Source organism: Acinetobacter sp. FDAARGOS_559 (genome assembly GCF_003940475.1).
In the GTDB taxonomy this organism is placed as follows: Bacteria; Pseudomonadota; Gammaproteobacteria; order Pseudomonadales; family Moraxellaceae; genus Acinetobacter; species Acinetobacter baumannii.
In genome coordinates, this window is record NZ_RKJG01000005.1 from 1057549 (window position 1) to 1079451 (window position 21903).

General features: G+C 38.0%; 18 protein-coding genes and 3 tRNA genes. 15 read left to right on the forward strand and 6 right to left on the reverse strand.

Annotated elements, in window-relative coordinates:
* Window positions 1-76 precede the first annotated feature (76 nt).
* Together EGS71_RS06575 and EGS71_RS06580 are read left to right on the forward strand one after the other, a co-directional pair.
* A complete protein-coding gene (locus EGS71_RS06575; RefSeq protein WP_000342684.1) occupies window positions 77-2347 on the forward strand; it encodes an NADP-dependent malic enzyme in 2271 nt (756 codons plus the stop codon).
* Between the two features lie 91 nt (window positions 2348-2438).
* Window positions 2439-3677 (forward strand): multifunctional CCA addition/repair protein, encoded by a 1239-nt coding sequence (locus tag EGS71_RS06580; protein ID WP_001198543.1) that lies wholly within the window; start codon window positions 2439-2441, stop codon window positions 3675-3677.
* A 50-nt stretch (window positions 3678-3727) separates the two neighbouring features.
* Here EGS71_RS06580 and EGS71_RS06585 read toward each other — a convergent pair whose 3' ends face one another.
* A complete protein-coding gene (locus EGS71_RS06585; protein ID WP_001254962.1) occupies window positions 3728-4903 on the reverse strand; it encodes a S1C family serine protease in 1176 nt (391 codons plus the stop codon).
* 193 nt (window positions 4904-5096) lie between these two features.
* Between EGS71_RS06585 and EGS71_RS06590 the strand changes: the two genes are divergently transcribed.
* The 6 genes from EGS71_RS06590 to EGS71_RS06615 all read left to right on the forward strand — a co-directional run bounded on the left by EGS71_RS06590 (window position 5097) and on the right by EGS71_RS06615 (window position 7691).
* Window positions 5097-5855, forward strand: coding sequence for a Nif3-like dinuclear metal center hexameric protein (locus tag EGS71_RS06590; protein WP_001284929.1), 759 nt, complete (start codon window positions 5097-5099; stop codon window positions 5853-5855).
* A 145-nt stretch (window positions 5856-6000) separates the two neighbouring features.
* The gene (locus EGS71_RS06595; RefSeq protein ID WP_000208082.1) at window positions 6001-6627 is read left to right on the forward strand and encodes a superoxide dismutase; all 627 of its coding nucleotides are present in this window, start codon (window positions 6001-6003) and stop codon (window positions 6625-6627) included.
* 147 nt (window positions 6628-6774) lie between these two features.
* A tRNA-Asn gene (locus EGS71_RS06600) sits at window positions 6775-6850 on the forward strand.
* 8 nt (window positions 6851-6858) lie between these two features.
* A tRNA-Asn gene (locus tag EGS71_RS06605) sits at window positions 6859-6934 on the forward strand.
* 181 nt (window positions 6935-7115) lie between these two features.
* Window positions 7116-7191: transfer RNA gene (locus tag EGS71_RS06610), tRNA-Asn, on the forward strand.
* A gap of 56 nt (window positions 7192-7247) precedes the next feature.
* Entirely contained in the window at window positions 7248-7691 is a 444-nt protein-coding gene (locus tag EGS71_RS06615) for a DUF2726 domain-containing protein (RefSeq protein ID WP_000464148.1), read from the forward strand.
* Window positions 7692-7700: 9 nt separating this feature from the next.
* Here EGS71_RS06615 and EGS71_RS06620 read toward each other — a convergent pair whose 3' ends face one another.
* The 5 genes from EGS71_RS06620 to glnA all read right to left on the reverse strand — a co-directional run bounded on the left by EGS71_RS06620 (window position 7701) and on the right by glnA (window position 12506).
* A complete protein-coding gene (locus tag EGS71_RS06620; protein ID WP_000082789.1) occupies window positions 7701-7901 on the reverse strand; it encodes a hypothetical protein in 201 nt (66 codons plus the stop codon).
* A gap of 111 nt (window positions 7902-8012) precedes the next feature.
* Window positions 8013-9470, reverse strand: coding sequence for a lipase family protein (locus EGS71_RS06625; protein ID WP_000830600.1), 1458 nt, complete (start codon window positions 9468-9470; stop codon window positions 8013-8015).
* A 110-nt stretch (window positions 9471-9580) separates the two neighbouring features.
* Window positions 9581-10459, reverse strand: coding sequence for a 4-hydroxybenzoate octaprenyltransferase (gene ubiA / locus EGS71_RS06630; RefSeq protein ID WP_000205472.1), 879 nt, complete (start codon window positions 10457-10459; stop codon window positions 9581-9583).
* Window positions 10456-10965: a chorismate--pyruvate lyase family protein gene (locus EGS71_RS06635; protein ID WP_001231791.1), complete on the reverse strand. Its 510-nt coding sequence runs from the start codon at window positions 10963-10965 to the stop codon at window positions 10456-10458. Before EGS71_RS06635 ends, ubiA begins: the two co-directional genes overlap by 4 nt.
* 125 nt (window positions 10966-11090) lie before the next feature.
* Window positions 11091-12506, reverse strand: a complete 1416-nt coding sequence (gene glnA, locus EGS71_RS06640) for a type I glutamate--ammonia ligase (protein WP_000061267.1) — start codon at window positions 12504-12506, stop codon at window positions 11091-11093.
* A 734-nt stretch (window positions 12507-13240) separates the two neighbouring features.
* Between glnA and EGS71_RS06645 the strand changes: the two genes are divergently transcribed.
* The 7 genes from EGS71_RS06645 to EGS71_RS06675 all read left to right on the forward strand — a co-directional run bounded on the left by EGS71_RS06645 (window position 13241) and on the right by EGS71_RS06675 (window position 21779).
* Window positions 13241-14782, forward strand: coding sequence for a peptide MFS transporter (locus tag EGS71_RS06645; protein ID WP_000872618.1), 1542 nt, complete (start codon window positions 13241-13243; stop codon window positions 14780-14782).
* Window positions 14779-16581 (forward strand): aminopeptidase P family protein, encoded by a 1803-nt coding sequence (locus EGS71_RS06650; RefSeq protein ID WP_000999147.1) that lies wholly within the window; start codon window positions 14779-14781, stop codon window positions 16579-16581. The genes EGS71_RS06645 and EGS71_RS06650 overlap by 4 nt, the downstream gene beginning before the upstream one ends.
* A gap of 486 nt (window positions 16582-17067) precedes the next feature.
* Entirely contained in the window at window positions 17068-18264 is a 1197-nt protein-coding gene (locus tag EGS71_RS06655) for a tyrosine-type recombinase/integrase (RefSeq protein ID WP_002010361.1), read from the forward strand.
* Window positions 18265-18274: 10 nt separating this feature from the next.
* Window positions 18275-18910: an SOS response-associated peptidase family protein gene (locus EGS71_RS06660; protein WP_002009854.1), complete on the forward strand. Its 636-nt coding sequence runs from the start codon at window positions 18275-18277 to the stop codon at window positions 18908-18910.
* 146 nt (window positions 18911-19056) lie between these two features.
* Window positions 19057-19551, forward strand: coding sequence for a LexA family protein (locus EGS71_RS06665; RefSeq protein ID WP_002010205.1), 495 nt, complete (start codon window positions 19057-19059; stop codon window positions 19549-19551).
* A 3-nt stretch (window positions 19552-19554) separates the two neighbouring features.
* The gene (locus tag EGS71_RS06670; RefSeq protein WP_002010113.1) at window positions 19555-20853 is read left to right on the forward strand and encodes a Y-family DNA polymerase; all 1299 of its coding nucleotides are present in this window, start codon (window positions 19555-19557) and stop codon (window positions 20851-20853) included.
* A gap of 38 nt (window positions 20854-20891) precedes the next feature.
* Window positions 20892-21779, forward strand: coding sequence for a DUF6236 family protein (locus EGS71_RS06675; protein ID WP_002009691.1), 888 nt, complete (start codon window positions 20892-20894; stop codon window positions 21777-21779).
* The last annotated feature ends 124 nt before the right edge of the window (window positions 21780-21903 follow it).

Sequence of the window (21903 nt, forward strand, 5' to 3'; positions counted from 1 at the left end):
ACATAGTAAGCAGATAAATAACCAACCTTTGTGAGCAACTTGACTAGTTTGCTTTTTTGTATCAATAGAGACTCAGATGGACGATCAATCTTTAAAACAGGCCGCTTTAAATTACCACGAATATCCAAATCCAGGGAAAATCAGCGTCACGCCAAGTAAGCAACTTGTCAACCAACGAGATTTGGCTCTAGCTTATTCACCAGGGGTTGCTGCTCCATGTTTAGAGATTGAACGTGATCCTTCAGCTGCTGCAAAATATACAGCGCGTGGTAACTTGGTTGCTGTTGTCAGTAACGGTACTGCGGTTCTTGGTTTAGGTAATATTGGTCCATTAGCTTCTAAACCGGTAATGGAAGGTAAAGGCGTTCTGTTCAAAAAGTTCGCTGGTGTCGATGTATTTGATATTGAAATTGCTGAAAACGATCCAGATAAAATCGTTGATATTGTTGCTTCATTAGAACCAACTTTCGGCGGTATTAACCTTGAAGATATCAAAGCACCTGAATGTTTCTATATCGAAAAGAAACTTCGTGAACGCATGAAAATTCCTGTGTTCCATGATGACCAACACGGAACAAGTATTATTGTAGGTTCAGCATTATTAAATGCTCTACAAATCGTTAATAAGAAAATTGAAGAAATCAAAATCGTTGCTTCAGGTGCAGGTGCTGCTGCTCTTTCTTGTTTAGATTTACTTTGTGCTTTAGGCGTAAATAAAGAAAATATCATTGTTGCCGATTCTCGTGGTCTACTTACGACTTCACGTGAAGGCTTGGATGAATCGAAAAAACGTTATGTACAAGACATTAAAGCGACCCAATTACATGAAGTAATGGCTGGCGCGGATATGTTCTTAGGTCTTTCAGCTGCTGGTATTCTCACCAAAGATATGGTGAAACAAATGGCTGAAAATCCGATTATTTTTGCATTAGCAAACCCGGATCCAGAAATTCTGCCTGAACATGCACATGAAGTACGTCCAGATGTAATCATGGCAACTGGTCGTTCGGACTACCCGAACCAAGTAAACAATGCTTTATGTTTCCCTTATATCTTCCGTGGTGCACTTGACGTAGGTGCTACAACAATTAACGAAGATATGAAAATTGCATGTGTACATGCAATTGCACGTATGGCTCACGTAGAAGCTGACGCAGCTACTTATGGTGAAAAATCTGCTTCATTTGGTCGTGACTACTTAATTCCACGTCCACTTGATCAACGTTTGATTTTAGAAATTGCGCCTGCTGTTGCTAAAGCAGCAATGGATTCAGGTGTTGCAACTCGTCCTATCGAAGATTTCTCTGCATATCGTCAAAAACTTTCTGAGTTTGTTTATAACTCAGCATTCTTGATGAAACCGATTTTTGCTCAAGCAAAAACAGATCCTAAACGTATTGCATACGCTGAAGGTGAAGATGAGCGCGTATTACGTGCTGTTCAAATTGCAGTTGATGAAGATTTAGCTAAACCAATCTTAGTTGGTCGTACAGCAGTCATTGAAGCAAACATCAAAAAATTAGGCTTACGTTTACAACACGGCGTAAATATCGAAATTGTAGATCAAGAACAAAATCCGTTATACGAAGAGTTCTGGAAAGACTACTATCAAACCATGCAACGCAAAGGCATCACTGTTGAATATGCTCAACGTGAAGCTCGCCGTCGTTCAACACTCATTGCTGCACTTCTAGTTAAGTTTGGCAAAGCAGATGGTATGTTATGTGGTACTTACAGTAGCTATAACATTCACCTTGACTTCGTACGCAATGTAATTGGCCTTAAAGAAGGCATGAACAACTTCTTCACGCTTAATGCATTAATGCTTGAAGATCGCAACTTGTTTATTGCTGATACTTATGTAAACACTAATCCTACTGCTGAACAACTTGCTGAAATGACTATTTTAGCGGCTGAAGAAGTACGTCGCTTTGGTATTACACCACGCGTAGCGCTACTTTCTCATTCAAGCTTTGGTAGTGACCAGACAGATTCAAGCGCTCAAAAAATGCGTGAAGTTTATCGTATTTTATCTGAGCAAGCTCCAGAGCTTGAAGTTGAAGGTGAAATGCATGGTGATGCAGCATTAGACGAAAATATTCGTCATTTTGCATTCCCTGGTTCTCGTTTCAAAGGTTCAGCGAACTTATTGATTATGCCGAACCTAGATGCAGCAAATATTTCGTTCAACTTGTTAAAAGCAACTTCTGGCAACAACGTAACAATTGGTCCAATTTTACTAGGTGCTGCTAAACCAGTTCATATTTTGACTCCGACAGCGACGACACGCCGTCTTATCAATATGACTGCTTTAACTGTTGCTGAAATTCAACAGCAAGAAAAGTAATTTAGAAACCGCTTTTTACGAAAAGCCTTTCTAATGACTTGAGAAAACCTCTATTCTGTAGCATGATTGCTTGAAGAATAGAGGTTTTTTCATGCAAGTGTATTTAGTAGGCGGTGCTGTTCGAGATTATTTACTTGGGCATCCCTATCAAGAAAAAGACTATGTTGTGGTCGGTGCAACGCCGGAACACATGCTCGCCCAAGGTTTTCAACCTGTAGGCAAAGATTTCCCTGTGTTTCTTCATCCCGAAACTAAAGAAGAATACGCACTTGCACGAACCGAACGAAAGTCTGGGCAGGGATATCACGGGTTTCAATTCTTTACTGATACAACCGTAAGTTTAGAAGATGACTTAATTCGTCGAGACTTAACCATTAATGCGATTGCAATGGATCAAGACGGTAAAATATATGATCCATATGGTGGTCAAAACGACTTAGAAAATAAAACTCTGCGCCACGTTTCAGAAGCTTTTGCTGAAGATCCTCTACGGGTATTGCGAGTCGCGCGTTTTGCAGCCCGATATTTCCCATATGGTTTTCAAATTGCGCCAGAGACATTGCAACTTATGCAAACCATGGCAGATTCAGGTGAACTTGATGCACTAACACCAGAGCGCGTCTGGAAAGAAACTTCACGCGCTTTAATGGAAAATCATGCCGATATTTATTTCCAAACTTTGCGTGATTGTGGGGCTTTAAAACATCTTTTCCCTGAGATTGATGCTTTATTCGGTGTGCCTCAACGTCCCGAATATCATCCTGAAGTGGATTGCGGCATTCATACTTTAATGTCATTACAGCAAGCTTGTAAGTCGAACTACTCGCTTGATGTACGTTTCGCTGTTTTAGTACATGATCTTGGTAAGGCCCTCACTCCAGCCGAGGAACTTCCTCGCCATATCATGCATGAAGAACGCGGGATTAAGCCAGTCACCCAATTATGTGAACGTTTAAGAGTTCCGACACAGACCAAACAATTAGCCTTATCTGTTTGCAAAGAACATTTAAAATGTCACCAGATTATGTCCTTGAAACCTGGTACTTTATGGCGTCTATTGCAACGCTTAGATGTTTTACGTCGTCCAGAAAGAGTGGAAGCTTTTGTACAAGCCTGCGAATGTGATGCAAAAGGCAGATTAGGACTAGAAGACCGTCCATATCCTCAAGCTCAATACATGCGTGAAGCCATGCAAATTGTTCGCTCCATTAAAGTTCAAGATTTACCAGAGAACATTAAGGGTGCTGAAATTGGTGAAATGCTTATTCAATATCGAATTGAAGCTTTAGCTGAATTTAAAAATCAGCATCAAAGTCTTAGTCACTCCTAATGAACAACAATAAAAAAAAGCCTCAAAATGAGGCTTTTTTTATTTAGGTTTTAACGTCTTGGAAGCGGAATATACTGAGATTGTGTATTCTGTGCTTTTCGCTCACCTACCGTTACAACATAGTTTTGTTGTTTGCCTTCTCTTTCAACCAGAACATTAATTTCGCTATTTGGTGCTTGTAAAGCGACATAATTAATTAAATGAGAAGCTGAAGTGATCGGCTCATTATTCACCTGAACAATTTTATCGCCAACTTTAATTCCTGCAGCATCTGCCGGACCATTTTTTAAGACATCAGCAACCACTACACCTACTTGCTGCTTAGGTGCCAATACATCGTCTTGTGTAGGTGGAAGTAAACTAATACCCAACCAACCACGAACAACACGACCATCTTTTAAAATCGAGTTTAATACTTGCTGACAAACCTTTGCCGGAATCGCGAAGCCAATACCTAAAGAGCCACCCGATTGTGAGAAAATCGCCGTATTTACACCAATCAAGTTACCAGCCACATCGATTAATGCGCCACCTGAGTTACCTGGGTTAATTGCAGCATCAGTTTGGATAAAGTCTTCATAGGTATTAATACCTAAATCAGAGCGACCGGTTGCTGAAATAATCCCTTGAGTTACAGTTTGCCCTACGCCAAATGGGTTACCAATTGCTAAAACAACATCACCAACTTCATTACCACTGAGCTTAAAAGGCAATACTGGCAATTTATCTAAATCGATTTTAATAACCGCCAAATCCGTATCAGGGTCGGTACCAACAATTGTAGCTTCTGCTCGACGTCCATCATGTAATGCCACCACAATCTGGTCAGCTTGAGCAATCACATGATTATTGGTGAGAATATAACCATCGGCGCGAACAATAACCCCTGAACCTAAACTATTTTCATTTTGCTGTTGTTGCTCAGGAACCTGATTTCCAAAAAATTCACGGAATACCGGATCACTTAATAAAGGATGATTTTGTTTAACTTTCTGGGTCGTAAAAATATTAACTACTGCTGGTGCTGCAACTTTTACCGCAGCACTATAAGACACCACCCCGCCCGTTCGAGAAGTATCAACCAGTGGCTCAACTTTCTCAGCTGGCATTTGCACCCCATCAACTGCAACAGTTGGTTTCGGCTGATGGTATTTTTGCCATGCAATAAAACTGGCAATTACAATAATAAGTAACACCCAAGGTAACCATGTAAAGGTGCGGCGCACGTTCATATCCTCTACGCAAAGAAGTTTTTAATTAAATTAATATATTGAACAAAAAGAGTTTTCAGTTAAGCATTTTAAATTAAATATGTCGATATACATAAAAAAGTCAAAAAAGATTTGTCTAGCTTTAGTTACACAACAAAATATGTTTCTATAGCTTTAGCAACTTTTACTACTCAATTCAGGAAATATCATGGCAAATTTGCATGAAATTATTCAGTGGTGCGACCAAACCTTAAAAGCAGCAGAATTTAAAGATTACGCACCAAATGGCCTGCAAATTGAAGGTTCAACTGAAGTAAAACGTATTCTTTGTGCAGTAACTGCTTCTGAAGATGCAATTGATGCAGCCATTGCTCAGAATGCCGATCTCTTACTCGTACACCACGGTTATTTTTGGAAGGGCGAACCGTACCCAATTACTGGTATGCGAGGTAACCGTATAAAAAAACTTATTCAAAATAATATCTCATTAGTCGCTTACCATCTGCCTTTAGATGCACATCCGAGTTTAGGCAATAATATCGCTATTGCAGAAAAACTAAACTTACAAAATTTAGAACCACTTGATCTAACCGAGAAACATCCAATTGGTAATATTGGTTATTTAGAGCAAGCGCTTTCTGTAGAGGAATTTAAAGCAAAACTACAAAACAGTTTTGATTTTAAAGTGATCCATTTACCGGCTGAAAAACAAAGTATTCAAAAAGTGGGCTTCTGTACAGGCGGTGCTCAAGATTTTATTGTTAAAGCTGCTTTACAAAATTGCGATGCTTATATTTCAGGCGAAGTCAGTGAACGAACTTTTTATGAAGCAAAAGAATTAGGCGTTCATTATTTTGCCTGTGGTCACCATGCAACCGAACGTTATGGGGTTCAACGTTTAGCACAAGCAATTTCAAAGCAGTTTGCTATTGAAAGTGAATATTTTGAATTGAATAATCCGATTTAATTAAGTCTTTTTTTCAATCTGTGTTATGCGTATTAATTAGATCTTTATTGTGTATAGTTCTTTAAAAGGCTGCCCTATTGCATCCAGAATCATTTACAATAGAGCCACTTAATTGTATAACCCAGCAAATGCAAGGAATAGGAACATGACAACCATTACTTTACCTGCACTTCCATATGGCTATGATGATTTAGCGCCACATATCAGTAAAGAAACTTTAGAATACCATCACGATAAACACCACAATACCTATGTTGTTAACTTAAACAACTTAATCAAAGGTACTGACCTTGAAGGTAAAACTTTAGAAGAAATCATTAAAGCAACTGCTGGTGATGCATCTAAAGCTGGTATTTTCAACAATGCTGCTCAAGTTTGGAACCACACTTTCTACTGGAACAGCATGAAGCCAAACGGTGGTGGTAAGCCTACTGGCGCAATCGCTGCTAAAATTGACGAAGCTTTTGGTAGCTACGAAAAATTTGCAGAAGAATTTACTGCTGCTGCAACAACTCAATTCGGTTCAGGTTGGGCTTGGTTAGTTGCTGATGAAGTAAACGGTAAACTTTCTATTACTAAAACTTCTAATGCAGACACTCCACTTGCACATGGTCAAATTGCTGTATTAACAATTGACGTATGGGAACACGCTTACTACATCGATTTCCGTAACTTACGTCCTAAATACATCGCAACTTTCTTAGAAAACCTTGTGAACTGGGACTATGCAAATGCAAAACTTGCAGGCCAACCAGCTGGTGTAGAGAAATAATTTTATTTCTTTATAAAAAACCACCCTGTTTTGGGTGGTTTTTTTTATTTTTAGTACAACAAAAGCATATTAATCAAGCAAACGATTCATTTTCTTTAATATTCTTATTGACGCTTTTAGATTTCATCCATAAAATGCGCATCAGATTCTCCAATAGCTCAGTCGGTAGAGCGACGGACTGTTAATCCGCAGGTCCCTGGTTCGAGCCCAGGTTGGAGAGCCATCTACTAATCTCCCATAGCTCAGTCGGTAGAGCGACGGACTGTTAATCCGCAGGTCCCTGGTTCGAGCCCAGGTGGGAGAGCCAAGATTCTAAAAGCCCACATTCATTGTGGGCTTTTTCTTTTCTAATCATTTAATATTTTTCTATTATTTTGAATAAAATCAATGTTTCGAATATTTTTAAACCAATCAGTTAGATATTCTCACTAATTCCATTATTAACCCTTGACCTCGCCCCCTTTCCTGCCTAAAATCCCTTTCCAGATTCTCCCATAGCTCAGTCGGTAGAGCGACGGACTGTTAATCCGCAGGTCCCTGGTTCGAGCCCAGGTGGGAGAGCCAAGATTCTTAAAAACCCACTCCTTATGAGTGGGTTTTTATTTGTATGATGTCTTCACATGTTCGAATCGAGTCACTTATTTTTTATTATTTTAGGTTGCTTAAGCACCTGTATTTTTCTTCTTGTTTGTTTACGCCCTTATTTATTTCCAAAACAAAAGTTCTTCGCCCGTCCTGTTATTACTAATTTTGAAACTCAAATGTTTATACGCTTAAAACAGAGTTTCCCAAGTTATCATGTTCTAGCACAAGTGGCTTTTAGCGCATTAATAACCAGTAATGATTATAAGATTCGTAGTCAGTTCAACCGTAAAGTCACTGATTTTGTTTTGCTTGATGAAAACATGGAAGTAATAGCCATTATTGAGCTAGATGACCCTACTCACCTTGAGAAAGTAGAAGAAGATCGTCTTCGTGATCAAATGCTCATAGAGGCAGGTTATATCGTAAGACGCTATACAAGTATCCCGAGTGTACGCCAGCTACAAAAAGATATTTATTAAAAATTACTGTTATTTCTTGTCAGAATTGGCAGCTTCTTTCTCAGCTATTCTTTTTTCCATTTCTAAACGCTGCTGTTCATATTGTTTCTTATTCTGAGCATCACTTTTTGCAGCCAAAAAAAGTATTCCAATAATCAGAAAAAGAATAAGTAAACCTAATCCCATTAATAACCAAGGAACAGATTTTTTTTCAACAGATTGCTGGCTCATAAGTTCTTCAAACTCAAATGGTATCAATTTAAGAATGCGTAACAATATAACAAAAAGAGCCTCTATAAAGAGACTCTTTTTTAAAACTAATTTTAATCAAGTAAATAGTTCTTAAAATTTACCTGTACAGTGAGGGCTTTGGCTGGCATCTTTCTGCGCATCAGTTAACACAATACCTGTACCCGCTGACATTTTAGCTTGAATGAAATCTACAGCATTGGCATTTTGACATACGATTGCTTGAGTATGAGTTGCATTTGGTACAATTGTTAATTGATAGCCTTTATCGTAGCCTGCTTGAGGGAAAAACTTCAAAGCATTCGCTTTCATATTGGCAAATAAGCCTTGTGTTACTACTGGTAATACTGCTTGATCTTTTTCACCCTGAATAATAAATACTGGTGTTTTAATAACTTTCTCGGCTGTAGCATTCGTCGCAGGTTGAGTCGCTTTCAAAAAGTTTTGAACAACTTGATCTGTCTTAAATTTATTCAGATCGATACCGTACTGAGTAATTTGATGTGTAGGGTCAGCCAAGAAAGCTAATATTCCCGCTTTAAATTTCTCTTGCAGGCCGTTTGCAGTATCAGGCGCAGGATAACTTAAACAAGCACCATCATCGCCAGTACGACCATAGGCCAATTCTGCAATGTCAGCTGCTCCCGATGTAAAAATTGCCTTCAAGTCATAGTCTGGTTGCTGTGCTTTAATCCCCGCACTAGCGAATGCTGCATATGCTAATAATTCGGCATATCCTTCTGCAGTTTTATCAATTGTAGGTACAGCAAGTGCTAGTGGATCATTTGGAGACATTTGACCTGCAGCAATCGCTGCATCAATCTGTCTACGCGCTCTAATTGCCTGATCTAGCTTACTAACTGCAAAATTACTGTCTTGATTCATTTCAGGATCAATATAAATTTGAATGATTGTTCCTAAGCTTGAAGCAGGTGCTCCAGCTACAGCACCCTTATAACTTACATCCGTATTAGCAAACTCAGCAGTACCCAATGAGGCATGTCCACCTTGAGACTGACCAATTGACATCCAATCGCCTTTTAACTGAGTCCCATAATGCTCTTTTACTGCTTTAACTGCAGCTAATGCTGATTTTGCTTCGCTAGATAAGTTTAAGTACGGATGTACCCCTGGGGTGCCTAAACCCTCATAATCTGGTGCCACAATCACATAACCTGCTGCCAACAAAGTCTCAGCAAGGATTTTAAATCTCGGATTAATTGCATTTTTACTTGGTGCGCAACCATCACCCACCCCAACAGTTCCGTGTTCCCATACTACTACACGATAACCATCTTTCGGTTGTGTTGCTTTTGGAAACAGTACCATTGCTGTAGCAGTTGCGGTTTTTCCTTGAACATTTGTCATGTTATAAGTCATGACTTTAATTGATGAAGCATTATCAACTTTATCAATAGCATAATTACTTTCAGAGACATAAGCTTTATTTGTGTCTACCCCTGTGTAGTCATCATCATCGTCATTACATGCTGTAAGAAATAATGCTGAAATTGATAATGTTATAGCTAAAGCAATTTTTGACCGTTTCATAGAATATCCTTTTTATGTGTTATTTATTCCGCATATTTTTCATGCACAAATATTAAGACATAAAAAAAGTGCTCTGCATAGAACACTTTTCAACCTCACGGTCATTTTTACTATATGAAATTTAAAAATATTCCTAGAAAAATGATTAATCCAACCCAACGATTGTGACGGAATGCCCAAAAACATACCTGAGGGTTGCGGTCTTTGGTTTTAATTGTTTGATATATAAAATCAAATGCCACTACAACTAAAGCAATAATGGCCCAAGGAAATAAGATATTTTCTAAATATAGCGCTGTACCAATCAAAACAAGACTTATTGCTTGTAAAAGCGCAATAATCTGGATGTCATATCGACCAAAAAGAATAGCGGTAGATTTCACACCAATCTTTAAATCATATTCACGGTCTGTAATTGCATATTGAGTGTCATAAGCCACTGTCCAAGCCAAATTACCAAAATAGAGCAGCCAGCAAGTCAGATCCGGAGTTTTACCTACCGCAGTAAAGGCCATTGGAATTGACCATGAAAATGCTGCTCCTAAAAAAACTTGCGGTAAGTTGGTATAGCGTTTCATAAATGGATAAATGAAAGCTAAAAATAATGCTCCAAATGACCAGTAGAAAGTTTCTATGGGTAAAAAGAACAACAAACATGCACTTGCTAAAACAAGACCCAAGAATACATATACTGCTTCTCTGGCTCGAATAACCCCTGTTGCTAACGGACGTGTTTTTGTACGCTCTACATGACCATCTACTTTACGATCAGCAAAGTCATTAATGGCACATCCAGCAGCGCGCATAAAAATGACGCCTAAAATCATGACGAATAAAATACCTAAATTCGGTATTCCTTTTGATGCAACCCAAAGTGCCCACATGGTTGGCCAAAACACCAGTTCAGTACCAATTGGCTTATCAAATCGGCATAGATAATAATAAGCTTCTAAACGCTGACGCCATGTTGTACCTGTTGCAGTCGTCATAGTAATTCCTTGTCGTGCTGCTGATATAAAAAAGCTTCAAAAGCCGGTAAGAATGTTTCTTGAACAATAAATTTACATCCATGCCAAGTATAACAACTTTGTCGCGTCCAGCCTTCTGGTAAACGAATAACCCGGCGATCACAAAGTGGTGTTGTTCTTTGAAATAAAAAAAGACCTATCGGCTTAGAACCAATATGCTGAAATATACGGGCTTTTTTTTGTAAACTTTGAATTGGAAAAATACTTTTTGCTTTCACCCAAGGCTCTACATCACTGCCATATAAATAGGTTTCCCTTACCCAAGAAGTGTGAGTATGGGGCATGTTCATCCATTGACTGTCGGCAAAAGTTAAACGCTGGAAATGTTCTTTGAAAGGCTTTACGCTGAACTTCCCACCACCCAGCTCAGTGAGTTGTTGTGTCAGAGAACCAGACGCATACAACCATGTTTTCAATTCAGGATTTAAAGTCTTTTCCTGCTTAAGTACTGGTTGTCGTTTACGCATAATCTGCTCACATGAAAACTCGCACCTAGTTTACCCCAATTTTTTGATAAAAAACGTAGAGAATTCAATCAACATTCCAAGCAATAAAAAAGCCTGCATAAGCAGGCTTTTTTATGAAGTATGTATTACAGGCTGTAGTACATATCGAATTCAACTGGGTGAGTAGTCGTGTTAAGACGACGTACATCTTCAGTTTTAAGTTCGATGTATGCATCAAGCATTTCTTTAGTGAACACGCCGCCTTTTAACAAGAATTCGTGATCTGCTTGAAGTGCTTCAAGAGCCATATCTAGGCTATGAGCAACTGTTGGGATTTTTGCTTCTTCTTCTGGAGGAAGATCGTACAAGTTTTTGTCAGCAGCTTCGCCCGGATGGATCTTGTTTTGGATACCGTCGATACCAGCCATTAATAACGCAGCGAAACCTAAGTACGGGTTCATCATTGGGTCTGGGAAACGAGCTTCGATACGTTTGCCTTTAGGGTTAGAAACGTAAGGAATACGGATAGACGCAGAACGGTTACGCGCTGAGTAAGCAAGCATAATTGGTGCTTCGAAGTGAGGAACCAAACGTTTGTATGAGTTTGTAGATGGGTTTGTGATTGCATTCAATGCACGAGCGTGCTTGATGATACCACCGATGAAGTACAACGCCATTTCTGAAAGGCCTGCATATTCATCACCAGCAAACAAGTTCTTGCCATCTTTAGAGATAGACATGTGAACGTGCATACCAGAACCGTTATCACCTACCATTGGTTTAGGCATAAACGTAGCTGTTTTTGCATATTGATGTGCAACGTTCCAAACAGCATATTTGAACTGTTGAACTTCGTCAGCTTTACGTACAAGCGTATTGAAGCTCACACCAATTTCTAATTGGCAAGAAGCAACTTCGTGGTGGTGTACTTCTACACGACCTGGGCCCATGATGTCTTCAATTTTTGCACACATTTCTGCACGCATATCTTGTGCAGAGTCAACTGGAGGAACTGGGAAGTAACCACCTTTAACACGTGGACGGTGACCTGAGTTACCAGACTCGTAATCTTTACCAGTAGACCAAGCAGCTTCTTCAGCGATTAATGTATGACGAGCGCCAGACATATCGATGTCCCATTTCACTTCGTCAAATACAAAGAATTCTGGCTCTGGACCAAAGAATGCAGTATCACCGATACCTGTAGATTTTAAGTATTCTTCTGCACGGCGAGCAATCGAACGTGGGTCACGTTCATAACCTTGACCAGTTGAAGGTTCAATAACGTCACAAGTCACAACTACTGTTGGCTCAGCAAAGAACGGGTCGATGAAACCAGTTTCTGCATCCGGACGTAAAATCATGTCAGATGCTTCAATACCTTTCCAACCAGCGATTGAAGAACCATCGAACATTTTACCGTCTTCAAAAGTATCTTCATCAATAGAATCAGCTGGGTAAGTTACGTGCTGTTCTTTACCCTTAGTATCAGTAAAGCGAAAATCGACCCATTTTGCGCCACTTTCTTGTATGAGTTGAAGGACCTTGTTCGCCATGCTCATTTTGCTCCAATGAAATTTTGTTGCACTTGTTGAGTGCGTGTTAGTTGCTGGTATTTATTAAGCAATTCTCATACCAACTTTATAAGACTTACCTAAAACATTGAATTACTTATAAGTATTCATGATTTAGGCCCCTTGTCTTGAACCCATTATACTGTTTGCTTGTGCAAATGCACCATATTCACACATTTTCAAATTATGGCATATTTAAATAGCTCATTATTGCCCTAATTTAGTGCAAAATTGTTGCACTGATATAAACCGCTGCATCAATTTCTAACAGTCGTCCATGATCATAATACTTTCTTATATATAATGCTGAGATTCTTATCGGATTACTTGAAAATAATCACTCCTTTGACATCGATCTTCCCCAATGAGTTCCTTTGGTTTATTTCAGCAACTTAAATTTATGACTTAAACCATCAGTTAAATGCCTTCTGCTTTAGTTAAAATCTAATAATTATTTTTCATTTTTATGAATTTCTCTAAATAAACGCACTATTTAGTCGCTATCTAAGCAGTTAATAAGACCACATATAGTAGATCTCACATTACTCAGCAAAAAATAAATTTTACTATTCATGTTCTTTTTCATTCACTTTTTTTATACAGGCCAAACTTGCTTTTATTATTAAAAAAAACTAAAAACTATATGCATAAATTTTTGTTATAAATAAACAAACCAAAAGTTATGTTTATAAAAAACTTAAAAGCATTCAAGGATTTGAATAATGAAATATGACTTTGAACAATCGGATAAAGCTTTTTTCGGCCATCCTAAACCATTACAAACGCTATTTTTTACAGAGCTTTGGGAAAGATTTTCTTATTATGGAATCCGGCCCTTACTCGTTCTTTATATGATTGCGATGGTCAATGACGGCGGTCTAGCACTTGATCGACCAACTGCCGCAGCGATTGTTGGATTATTTGCAGGCTCCATGTATTTAATGACCGTTTTTGGGGGGTGGGTTGCTGATAACTGGTTAGGCCAAGCACGTGCTGTCTGGTACGGTTCAATTATTATTGCCTTAGGCCACTTATCAATTGCCCTTACATCTGTATTTGATCAGTCTTTCTTTTACTTAGGTTTAATACTGATTGTTTTAGGTACAGGGTTATTTAAAACATGTATTTCCGTGATCGTGGGAACACTATATAAAGCCAATGATGCAAGACGTGATGCAGGTTTTTCCATTTTCTATATGGGAATTAACATGGGGTCATTTATTGCCCCACTTATTACAGGGCTTTTGGCGAAAGACCATGGCTGGCATTTAGGCTTTGGTATTGGTGGCATTGGGATGTTAATTGCTTTATTAATTTTCCGTTTTATGGCAATGCCTCAGCTCCAAACTTTTAATGAGCTACGCCAAGAAGCCAATAGCTGTAGCAAACCTGTCGTAGAAAATAAAAATGCGCCTAAAATTGTATTTAGCTTTTTATTCGCAGTTGCAGTCGTTATTGCGCTAACCTTCCTTAGTATCATTCACATCAATCCCGTGGCTGTCGCGACCTATTTAACCGTAGGAATTAGCATTGGGATTATTGCTTATTTTGCATATTTACTACTTTTCCTGAATTTAGAGCAACATGAAAAATTTAAAATAATTATTTGCTTCGTTTTATTAGCAGCCTCTGCCCTATTCTGGTCAGCTTTCGAACAAAAACCCACAACTTTTACTTTATTTGCGCAAGATTATACGGACCGTATTGTTTTCGGATTTGAGATTCCCACTGTATGGTTTGAATCAATCAATGCTCTTTTTATTATTATCTTTGCTCCAGTTGCAGCTTGGCTATGGGCGAAACTAGGTAAAGCGAATAAAGATCCAAGCTATATCAGCAAATTTATTATTGCGTTGTTATTCGCAGCAGGTGGCTTTTTACTTATGTCTCTAGCCAGTCATTTTGCTATTCATGGCGGAGTAGTTTCACCATTTTGGTTAGTCGGTACTTTATTTCTTCTTACCATAGGTGAACTTTGCTTAAGCCCAATTGGCTTATCAACCATGACCAAACTTGCACCTGATGTCATACGTAGTCAAATTATGGGTTTATGGTTTACAGGTACAGCTCTTGGCAACCTCATGGCAGGTTTAATTGGCGGGCAAGTCTCGGCAGATGGTATTAATCATTTACCTAGCCTATTTATGCGCTGTGTATTAGCCTTGGTTATTGGCGCAATCGTGTTATTTTTATTAAAGAAACCAATGAATAAATTAATGGACAAAAGTACCAACAAAGTTCAACCTGATTTGGAAACGATATGAACGACTTAACTGTTCCAGAAAAACTAGCGAAACTTCGTGAACTCATGACCAATCAAAGTATTGATGCTTTGGTTGTCATGAGTGCAGACCCCCATATGTCTGAATATTTACCAGACTATTGGAAAGCAAGGCAGTGGTTAAGCGGTTTTAGTGGCTCTGTTGGCACTTTAGTTGTGACCCAAAATTTTGCAGGACTCTGGGCCGATGGGCGCTATTGGGTACAAGCCGAACAACAACTCGCTGGAACTGGCTTTCAATTACAAAAACTGACCAGTGATGAATCTTCTACACATCTCGCATGGATTGAGAAAAATCTACCGGCTGGTTCGGTTATTTCAATAAATGGGCAAACACTTTCAATCCAGCAATTTAAAGGGTTGGAAAATACAGCAAAGCAACGTGGCTTTAAGCTTGAAACACAGCAAGATTTAATTGATTCGATCTGGTCTAATCGTCCAGAACTTCCTTTAGAGCAGATTCATTTAATGCCTGAAGGGTTAAATGCCCTATCTCGTAAAGAAAAAATTCAGGCAATACGCGAAATATTAAAAACTAAAGCGATTGAAGGACATTTCATTTCATCTTTAGATGATATTGCTTGGGTCTTAAATGCACGTGGACAAGATGTAGAATACAACCCTGTATTTCTTTCGCATTTATATATCAGTGCTCAACAGGCTGTTTTATTCATTGATAGTAACAAAGTTGATTTAACTACCCAACAGGCTTTTAAAGCTGATGGCATTGAGATTCGTGACTATCAAGATACAGCTAAGTTTTTATCGAATATTTCTGATGCCTCAGTACTTTTAGATCCAGCCAAAGTCTCGATTTTTCATGAACAAGCCATCGCAAAAGATATTCAGGTTGTCTACGACATCAATCCAAGTACACTTTTTAAATCGCGTAAACATGAAAGCGAAATTGCTCATATCCGTCATGCCATGGTGAAAGATGGTGTTGCCCTTTGCCATTTCTTCAACTGGTTAGAAAAAGCACTTCATCAAGGTCAACGCATTTCAGAACTCACCATTGATGAAAAGATTACGGCTTTCCGTGCTCAACAAGAGGGTTTTATAGGCCCAAGCTTTTCAACGATTGCCGGCTTTAATGCCAATGGTGCTCTACCTCACTACCGTGCAACTGAAGAACATTACTCATTCATTGAAGGCGATGGTTTATTGCTGATTGATTCTGGTGGACAATACGTAGACGGCACTACCGACATTACCCGTGTTGTTCCTGTAGGAACACCAACAGAGCAACAAAAACGTGACTATACTCTGGTTTTAAAATGTCATATTGCTTTGGCAAAAACGATTTATCCGGAAGGTTTAGCTGCCCCACTACTCGATTCAATTTGTCGTCATACGTTATGGCAATATGGTTTAGATTATCGTCACGGTACAGGTCATGGCGTAGGCTTTGCGCTTAACGTGCATGAAGGACCACAAGTGCTTTCTTATTACGCGCCTATTCATGCCTATAGTAAGTTGCGTGAAGGTATGATTCTTTCTAACGAGCCGGGCTTATACCATGAGGGACAATACGGTATTCGTATTGAGAATCTGGTTGCAAACAGACTTCACTCAGGGTTTGAGAAAACCTACGGCGATTTCTTAGAATTTGAAACACTGACCCTTTGCCCGATTCATTTAGATTGTATCGTCGTTGACATGCTAACGGATGAAGAGAAAGACTGGTTAAATAGTTATCATCAAACTGTTCAAGAAAGACTGGCTGAACATTTATCTGGCGATGTTTTAGATTGGTTGATTTATAACACACGTAAGATTTAATCTTCTTGTATGACCAAGGCAGAATAGTTTTTTATTTACAATAGAAGCTTATTCTGCCTTAATTGTAGTTATCTATAATTTCAAAAAGCCTCACCTCTTAAAGCCCTTTTTTCTGCAAATTTCTAGCGAATGAAATAGTTAAACTGGTTACTTCTTTTTTTGCTATATTAGCCCATTAGAAAACGGCTTCTTATTTTTCAAACCTAAAAAGCCTTTTCTGTAAACGGGTATCAATATGGGTAACTTTTTAGTCACTTATTAAATATATTTTAATTATCATGAGGTTAAGTTCATCATGCTTCTAATGATCGAAAAGAAGCATTGAACAAATCTAAAAAAATCTAGCAAAATTTTAAAAATCATAAATTATTGAAAATTATTAAAAATACAAATCTAAGCAAATCTAAGCAAACTATGCAAAATCTCTAATCTTGAGTATCATTTTGAGTATGGCCCTAAAAATGATAATTGGATACTCAAGATTTCATGTTAAGTGACTCTAAAATTAGAAGTGCAAAACCAAAAGCAAAGCTTTATCGAATTGGTGATTCGGATGGTTTATGTATTGAAATTAAACCTAATGGAAAGAAGTATTGGCGCTATCGTTTCCAGTGGCTTAAGAAAACTCAAATGATGAGTTTAGGCGAGTACCCTATTGTGGGATTAGCCGAAGCTCGTACAAAAAGAGATGAAGCTAAATCTTTAGTAGCAAGCGGTATAAATCCAGTTGAAGAAAAAGAAAATCAGAAAAAAGCTAAATCTGATGAATATGAAAATAGAGTTCTCTTTAAACATGTTGCTGCAGAATATAAAGCTGAAAAACTAAAAAATCGTTCAGAAAGATATCAAGAAGCTTTTCAACGTGCTTTAGATAAAGATATTTTAAAAGTTATTGGTGATAAGGATATTAAAGAGGTTACCTCAGCAGACGTTTTGACAATTATGAAAAAGACGATTGCACGAGTTAAGCGTCAAAAAAACCATGGTACTGGCGAAGTATCAGCAATCCAAAATCGTACTTTTATTGGTGGTGTAATGCGTTATGCAATCGCTACACTTAGAGCTGAGTATGACCCAACGTATGCAGTTAAAAACGTTGTTGAGCGTCCTGAAATAGAACATGCCAGACCAATGGAAAAACATGAAGCTGTGCAACTCAGGAATAAATTAAATAGTTATGGTGGATCTACTACAGTTAAAAATGCTGGTCTTGTAATGCTCTACTCAATGCTTAGGACTATCGAGATCCGTCGCATGAAATGGGAATATGTCGATTTTGAAGAAAGAACAATCACCTTTCCAAAAGAGATGATGAAAAAGAAACGTATTCATATCGTTCCTATGTCCGATCAAGTTTTTAATATTCTTCAAGAGCAACGCAATATTGTTGGAAATCGTGAATATGTTTTCCCAGCAATTTATCAAGATGGAATGCTCTCAGCTACTACATTGAACAAAATGCTTGATTATATTGGTTTGTCTGATGTAACAGCTCATGATTTTCGCGCTACAGCATCCACATTACTAAATGAAAAAGATTACGATGATAAATGGATTGAAAAACAACTAGCCCATGCGGATGGAAATAAAACCAGAGCTACATATAACCATGCAAAATATCTTGAAAGCAGACGAAAAATGCTACAAGACTGGGCTAATATCGTAGATAGTTGGGCTAATTAATAGGTAGTCTATGTGCGCTAATTATGAACCTATATCAAAAGACCGAGTACATCTACTAGATTTGCTTGAGCCGACATTTGAATATAAAAATGATATTTATCCTGGTTACGACTGCCCTCTTATTTTTTCTAAAGATGGCCACATTGAATGGCGGCAAGTTAAATTCGGCATGATCCCGCCTTGGAACCATGACTTAAAATTCTCAAAGTATACCTATAACGCTAGAACTGAGACGGTAGATAAAAAGCCAAGCTTTAGACATGCATGGGCTAAAAGCCAGTTTGCACTAATACCAGTTGAAAAGATCTATGAACCGAGATATGTGAATGGTAAAGCGGAAAGATGGGGAATTTATCGAGAGGATGGCTTACCTTTTACAGTTGCTGCTATTTATGATTCAACTGTTATTGATGGGCAGCAAGTTCGATCTATGTCGATGTTGACCATTAATGCAGATAATCACCCTTTCATGAGTCAGTTCCATAAACCAGAAGATGAAAAGAGATCTATCATTGTCATTCCTGAAGAGTATCGAGGAGATTGGTTGAATTGCAAAAAAGAGGATGCAGATCAATTTTTCTTTGATATGCCTTTAGGTGAATTTACTGCCGAGTATTTTCCTAAACCAAGAAAATCAGCCAATTAAGTGCGTAGAATTTCCGACCAAATGCACTTTTGGCTACGTCAATTTTTGACTTCTATTTGTTTATCCACAGCTTTTTAAATTTGAATTTATGCTCATCTCTAGAATATCATCTTGAATATGTTACAAAATCAAGCTAGGGGAAACATATGAGCGAAATTGTACCATCCATTATCCAGATAAAACCGTACATCGCACAAAGTATTGTTTTATCTGAGGCCTTATCTATCAAACAAGTTGTACCATCAACTCATCTACTCATCCCTTACGCATTAGAAAAAATCAATGCAGGTTTCCCCTCTCCGGCTCAAGATTACATCGATAAAGCACTCGATATGAATGAGCACTTAATCAAAAATGCAACTTCAACGTTTATTGTCAAAGTTGCATCACTATCAATGCTCAATGCGGGTATAGATATTGATGATGAATTGATTGTGGATCGTAGTCTTGATGCAAAGCACGGCGATATTGTTATTGCACTAATTGACAATGAATTCACAGTTAAACGTTTAATGATCGATGAAAAAGGTCAATGGCTTAAAGCTGAGAATCCTGAATATAAAAATATCTATCTACAAGAGGGCCAAGAACTAATTATCTGGGGCGTTGTCACTCATATCATTAAAATGACACGGCATTAAGTCATGAAACATGAGAACAAAGTATTTTTTCTCATCGATGTAAATAACATGTATGTTTCATGTGAGCGAGTCTTTGACCCGTCTTTGAATGATAAGCCTGTTATTGTTTTGTCAAATAACGATGGGTGCGCCGTGGCGCGTAGCAATGAGTCTAAAACTTTAGGTATTAAAATGGGTGTGCCGCTTTTTCAAATTAAAGACATTGTTCAGCAACATAACGTAATCGTTCTTTCAAGCAACTATGCAATGTATGCTGAAATGTCACGGCGCTTTCATACGATCCTTGCGTCTTACGTCACAGATGAAGAAGTTGAACCGTACTCGATTGATGAGTGCTTTATTGATTTCACAGCCTATGAAAAGAATTTTGACTTAGAAAAAGTTGGCCAGCAAATGCACCAACAAATATGGAAGTGGTTAGGCTTACCTGTCTGTGTCGGAATCGGCAGAAGTAAAACAGAAGCAAAGATTGCAAATCATATTGCAAAGAAATATCCCGGCTTTAACAGCGTTTGCGATTTAGTGAATATGGATCCGTGCAACAAAGAATACTACTTTGCTCAAATTGATGTTTCAGAAGTTTGGGGCGTTGGCCGTAAGCATGCGAAAAAATTGCAAGGTATGGGTATCAACACTGTTTTAGACCTTGCATGTGCTGAACCACGCGAGATGCAAAAACGTTTTTCTATCGTCATGGCCAGAACCATTTACGAACTGCAAGGTATCTCATGCATTGAGATCGAGCACACTCCACCCTCAAAAAAGCAAATAGTTGCAAGCCGGTCTTTCGGTGGTCGCGTAACTGAACTAACGGATCTAAAAGAAGCTATCTCGATGTATGCTCAGGATGCTTGTAAGAGATTGCGCGATGAAGGGTTACTATGCGGATGTATGATTGCTTTTGTGCAGTCAAACCCTTTCGATCCCAATATGCCTTTTTACAATAAATCTATTACTGGCTCTTTTTCAGAACCTACTGACTGTGCAGTAGACTTTGTTAGAGCCGCAACAAGGATGTTGAACGATATCTATAAAGAAGGAATTAAATATAAGAAGTGCGGAGTAATATTAACTAGTTTAGAGCCTAAGGCTGGGCATACTTATGACCTTTTAACCGACTTTGAGCACATAGAGAAAAAGGAATGTTTGATGAAAGCCATGGATGGTATCCATAGTAAGTTTGGAAAGAAGAAAATAGGAATCGGACCATGTTTTGTTCCTGGTCGGAACTGGTCTATGACTAGGGATAAATTGAGTAGAAATCCGTTTCGGTGGGACGAGCTGTTGACTATTAAGTTTTAAAAAGTAAAATCGATGTAAATATCTAATACTGTTATCAAATGACAAATATAATTCAATTTAGAAGAAAAAAAGTTTATCGAGGTATTGTTGCCCCTAGTGGTATTATGGCTATTAAGGGAAATAATTTGTTTTTAGAACGAACATATATACCAGAAGATATTTTTTATTATGTAATGTATTGGGATAAAATAGCTATTCCTACAAGTTCAATAATTCATATGGGATTACCTTTAGAAAAAGAATTAAAATCGTTAGGTATATTGGAAAGGCCAAGTTTACCAGCTACAGGAACAGTAGAGGCTGCTAGGCATGTTCACTGGACATTTGGTGAAGTTGCTAAACAAAAATTAAAGGATGATGATTTTGATTGGATTATCCACCATATGTCTGGCGATCCTATTTATCTTCCTGAACATTCTACAAAAAAAGATACACTACGACTTAAAATTACCAATGCATTACCGATCCCATCCTCTGATGGGAAATTTTCTTTAGATGATTTATTAGAGTTTAAAAATAGAAGAGCTTCCGAACTTGAAGGTTTACATACTACAATGGATAGGCTATTAAAAAAGCTTAATCATGAAGAATTAGATGTAATCAGAAAAACTGAATTAAAAAGATTTGAAAATGCAATTTTGGAGTTAGATAGAACAGTATTTGAGCGTTTTAAAATAATGAAAAAAAGTGATTTTGAAGTTAATATTGACTTAACTGGAGATGCTATTCAAGCACTTATTTTAAATACCCCTGCACTTATACATGATATAAAATCAAATGGTATACCGCTTGCAACTATTGCTACTTCTATACTTTCCATGTTTTCACTTTCTAAAAAGTATGGAGTTACGCTAAATCAGTATAATCATGGTGATTTTAATTTAGAATATATTTCTAGTGCACGTTCAGAAAATATAATATTCTAAATTCCAACCTCATTTGAAAATCTATAAAAATTAAGCCCTCATTAGAGGGCTTTTACACAAATGCCTATATTCACATTGTTATTGATCGTATGTGCTGTACATCCTGAAAGAAGTATGCACAGCA

What these genes read in the sequence shown, in the direction of transcription:
- EGS71_RS06590 (WP_001284929.1), top strand. Translation starts at nt 5,097, where the DNA reads ATGGCAAATTTGCATGAAATTATTCAGTGGTGCGACCAAACCTTAAAA.
- EGS71_RS06625 (WP_000830600.1), bottom strand. Translation starts at nt 9,470, where the DNA reads ATGAAACGGTCAAAAATTGCTTTAGCTATAACATTATCAATTTCAGCA.
- EGS71_RS06665 (WP_002010205.1), top strand. Translation starts at nt 19,057, where the DNA reads ATGAGCGAAATTGTACCATCCATTATCCAGATAAAACCGTACATCGCA.
- ubiA (WP_000205472.1), bottom strand. Translation starts at nt 10,459, where the DNA reads ATGACGACTGCAACAGGTACAACATGGCGTCAGCGTTTAGAAGCTTAT.
- EGS71_RS06580 (WP_001198543.1), top strand. Translation starts at nt 2,439, where the DNA reads ATGCAAGTGTATTTAGTAGGCGGTGCTGTTCGAGATTATTTACTTGGG.
- EGS71_RS06595 (WP_000208082.1), top strand. Translation starts at nt 6,001, where the DNA reads ATGACAACCATTACTTTACCTGCACTTCCATATGGCTATGATGATTTA.
- EGS71_RS06670 (WP_002010113.1), top strand. Translation starts at nt 19,555, where the DNA reads ATGAAACATGAGAACAAAGTATTTTTTCTCATCGATGTAAATAACATG.
- EGS71_RS06675 (WP_002009691.1), top strand. Translation starts at nt 20,892, where the DNA reads ATGACAAATATAATTCAATTTAGAAGAAAAAAAGTTTATCGAGGTATT.
- EGS71_RS06615 (WP_000464148.1), top strand. Translation starts at nt 7,248, where the DNA reads ATGTTCGAATCGAGTCACTTATTTTTTATTATTTTAGGTTGCTTAAGC.
- EGS71_RS06645 (WP_000872618.1), top strand. Translation starts at nt 13,241, where the DNA reads ATGAAATATGACTTTGAACAATCGGATAAAGCTTTTTTCGGCCATCCT.
- glnA (WP_000061267.1), bottom strand. Translation starts at nt 12,506, where the DNA reads ATGAGCATGGCGAACAAGGTCCTTCAACTCATACAAGAAAGTGGCGCA.
- EGS71_RS06660 (WP_002009854.1), top strand. Translation starts at nt 18,275, where the DNA reads ATGTGCGCTAATTATGAACCTATATCAAAAGACCGAGTACATCTACTA.
- EGS71_RS06650 (WP_000999147.1), top strand. Translation starts at nt 14,779, where the DNA reads ATGAACGACTTAACTGTTCCAGAAAAACTAGCGAAACTTCGTGAACTC.
- EGS71_RS06575 (WP_000342684.1), top strand. Translation starts at nt 77, where the DNA reads ATGGACGATCAATCTTTAAAACAGGCCGCTTTAAATTACCACGAATAT.
- EGS71_RS06620 (WP_000082789.1), bottom strand. Translation starts at nt 7,901, where the DNA reads ATGAGCCAGCAATCTGTTGAAAAAAAATCTGTTCCTTGGTTATTAATG.
- EGS71_RS06635 (WP_001231791.1), bottom strand. Translation starts at nt 10,965, where the DNA reads ATGCGTAAACGACAACCAGTACTTAAGCAGGAAAAGACTTTAAATCCT.
- EGS71_RS06655 (WP_002010361.1), top strand. Translation starts at nt 17,068, where the DNA reads ATGTTAAGTGACTCTAAAATTAGAAGTGCAAAACCAAAAGCAAAGCTT.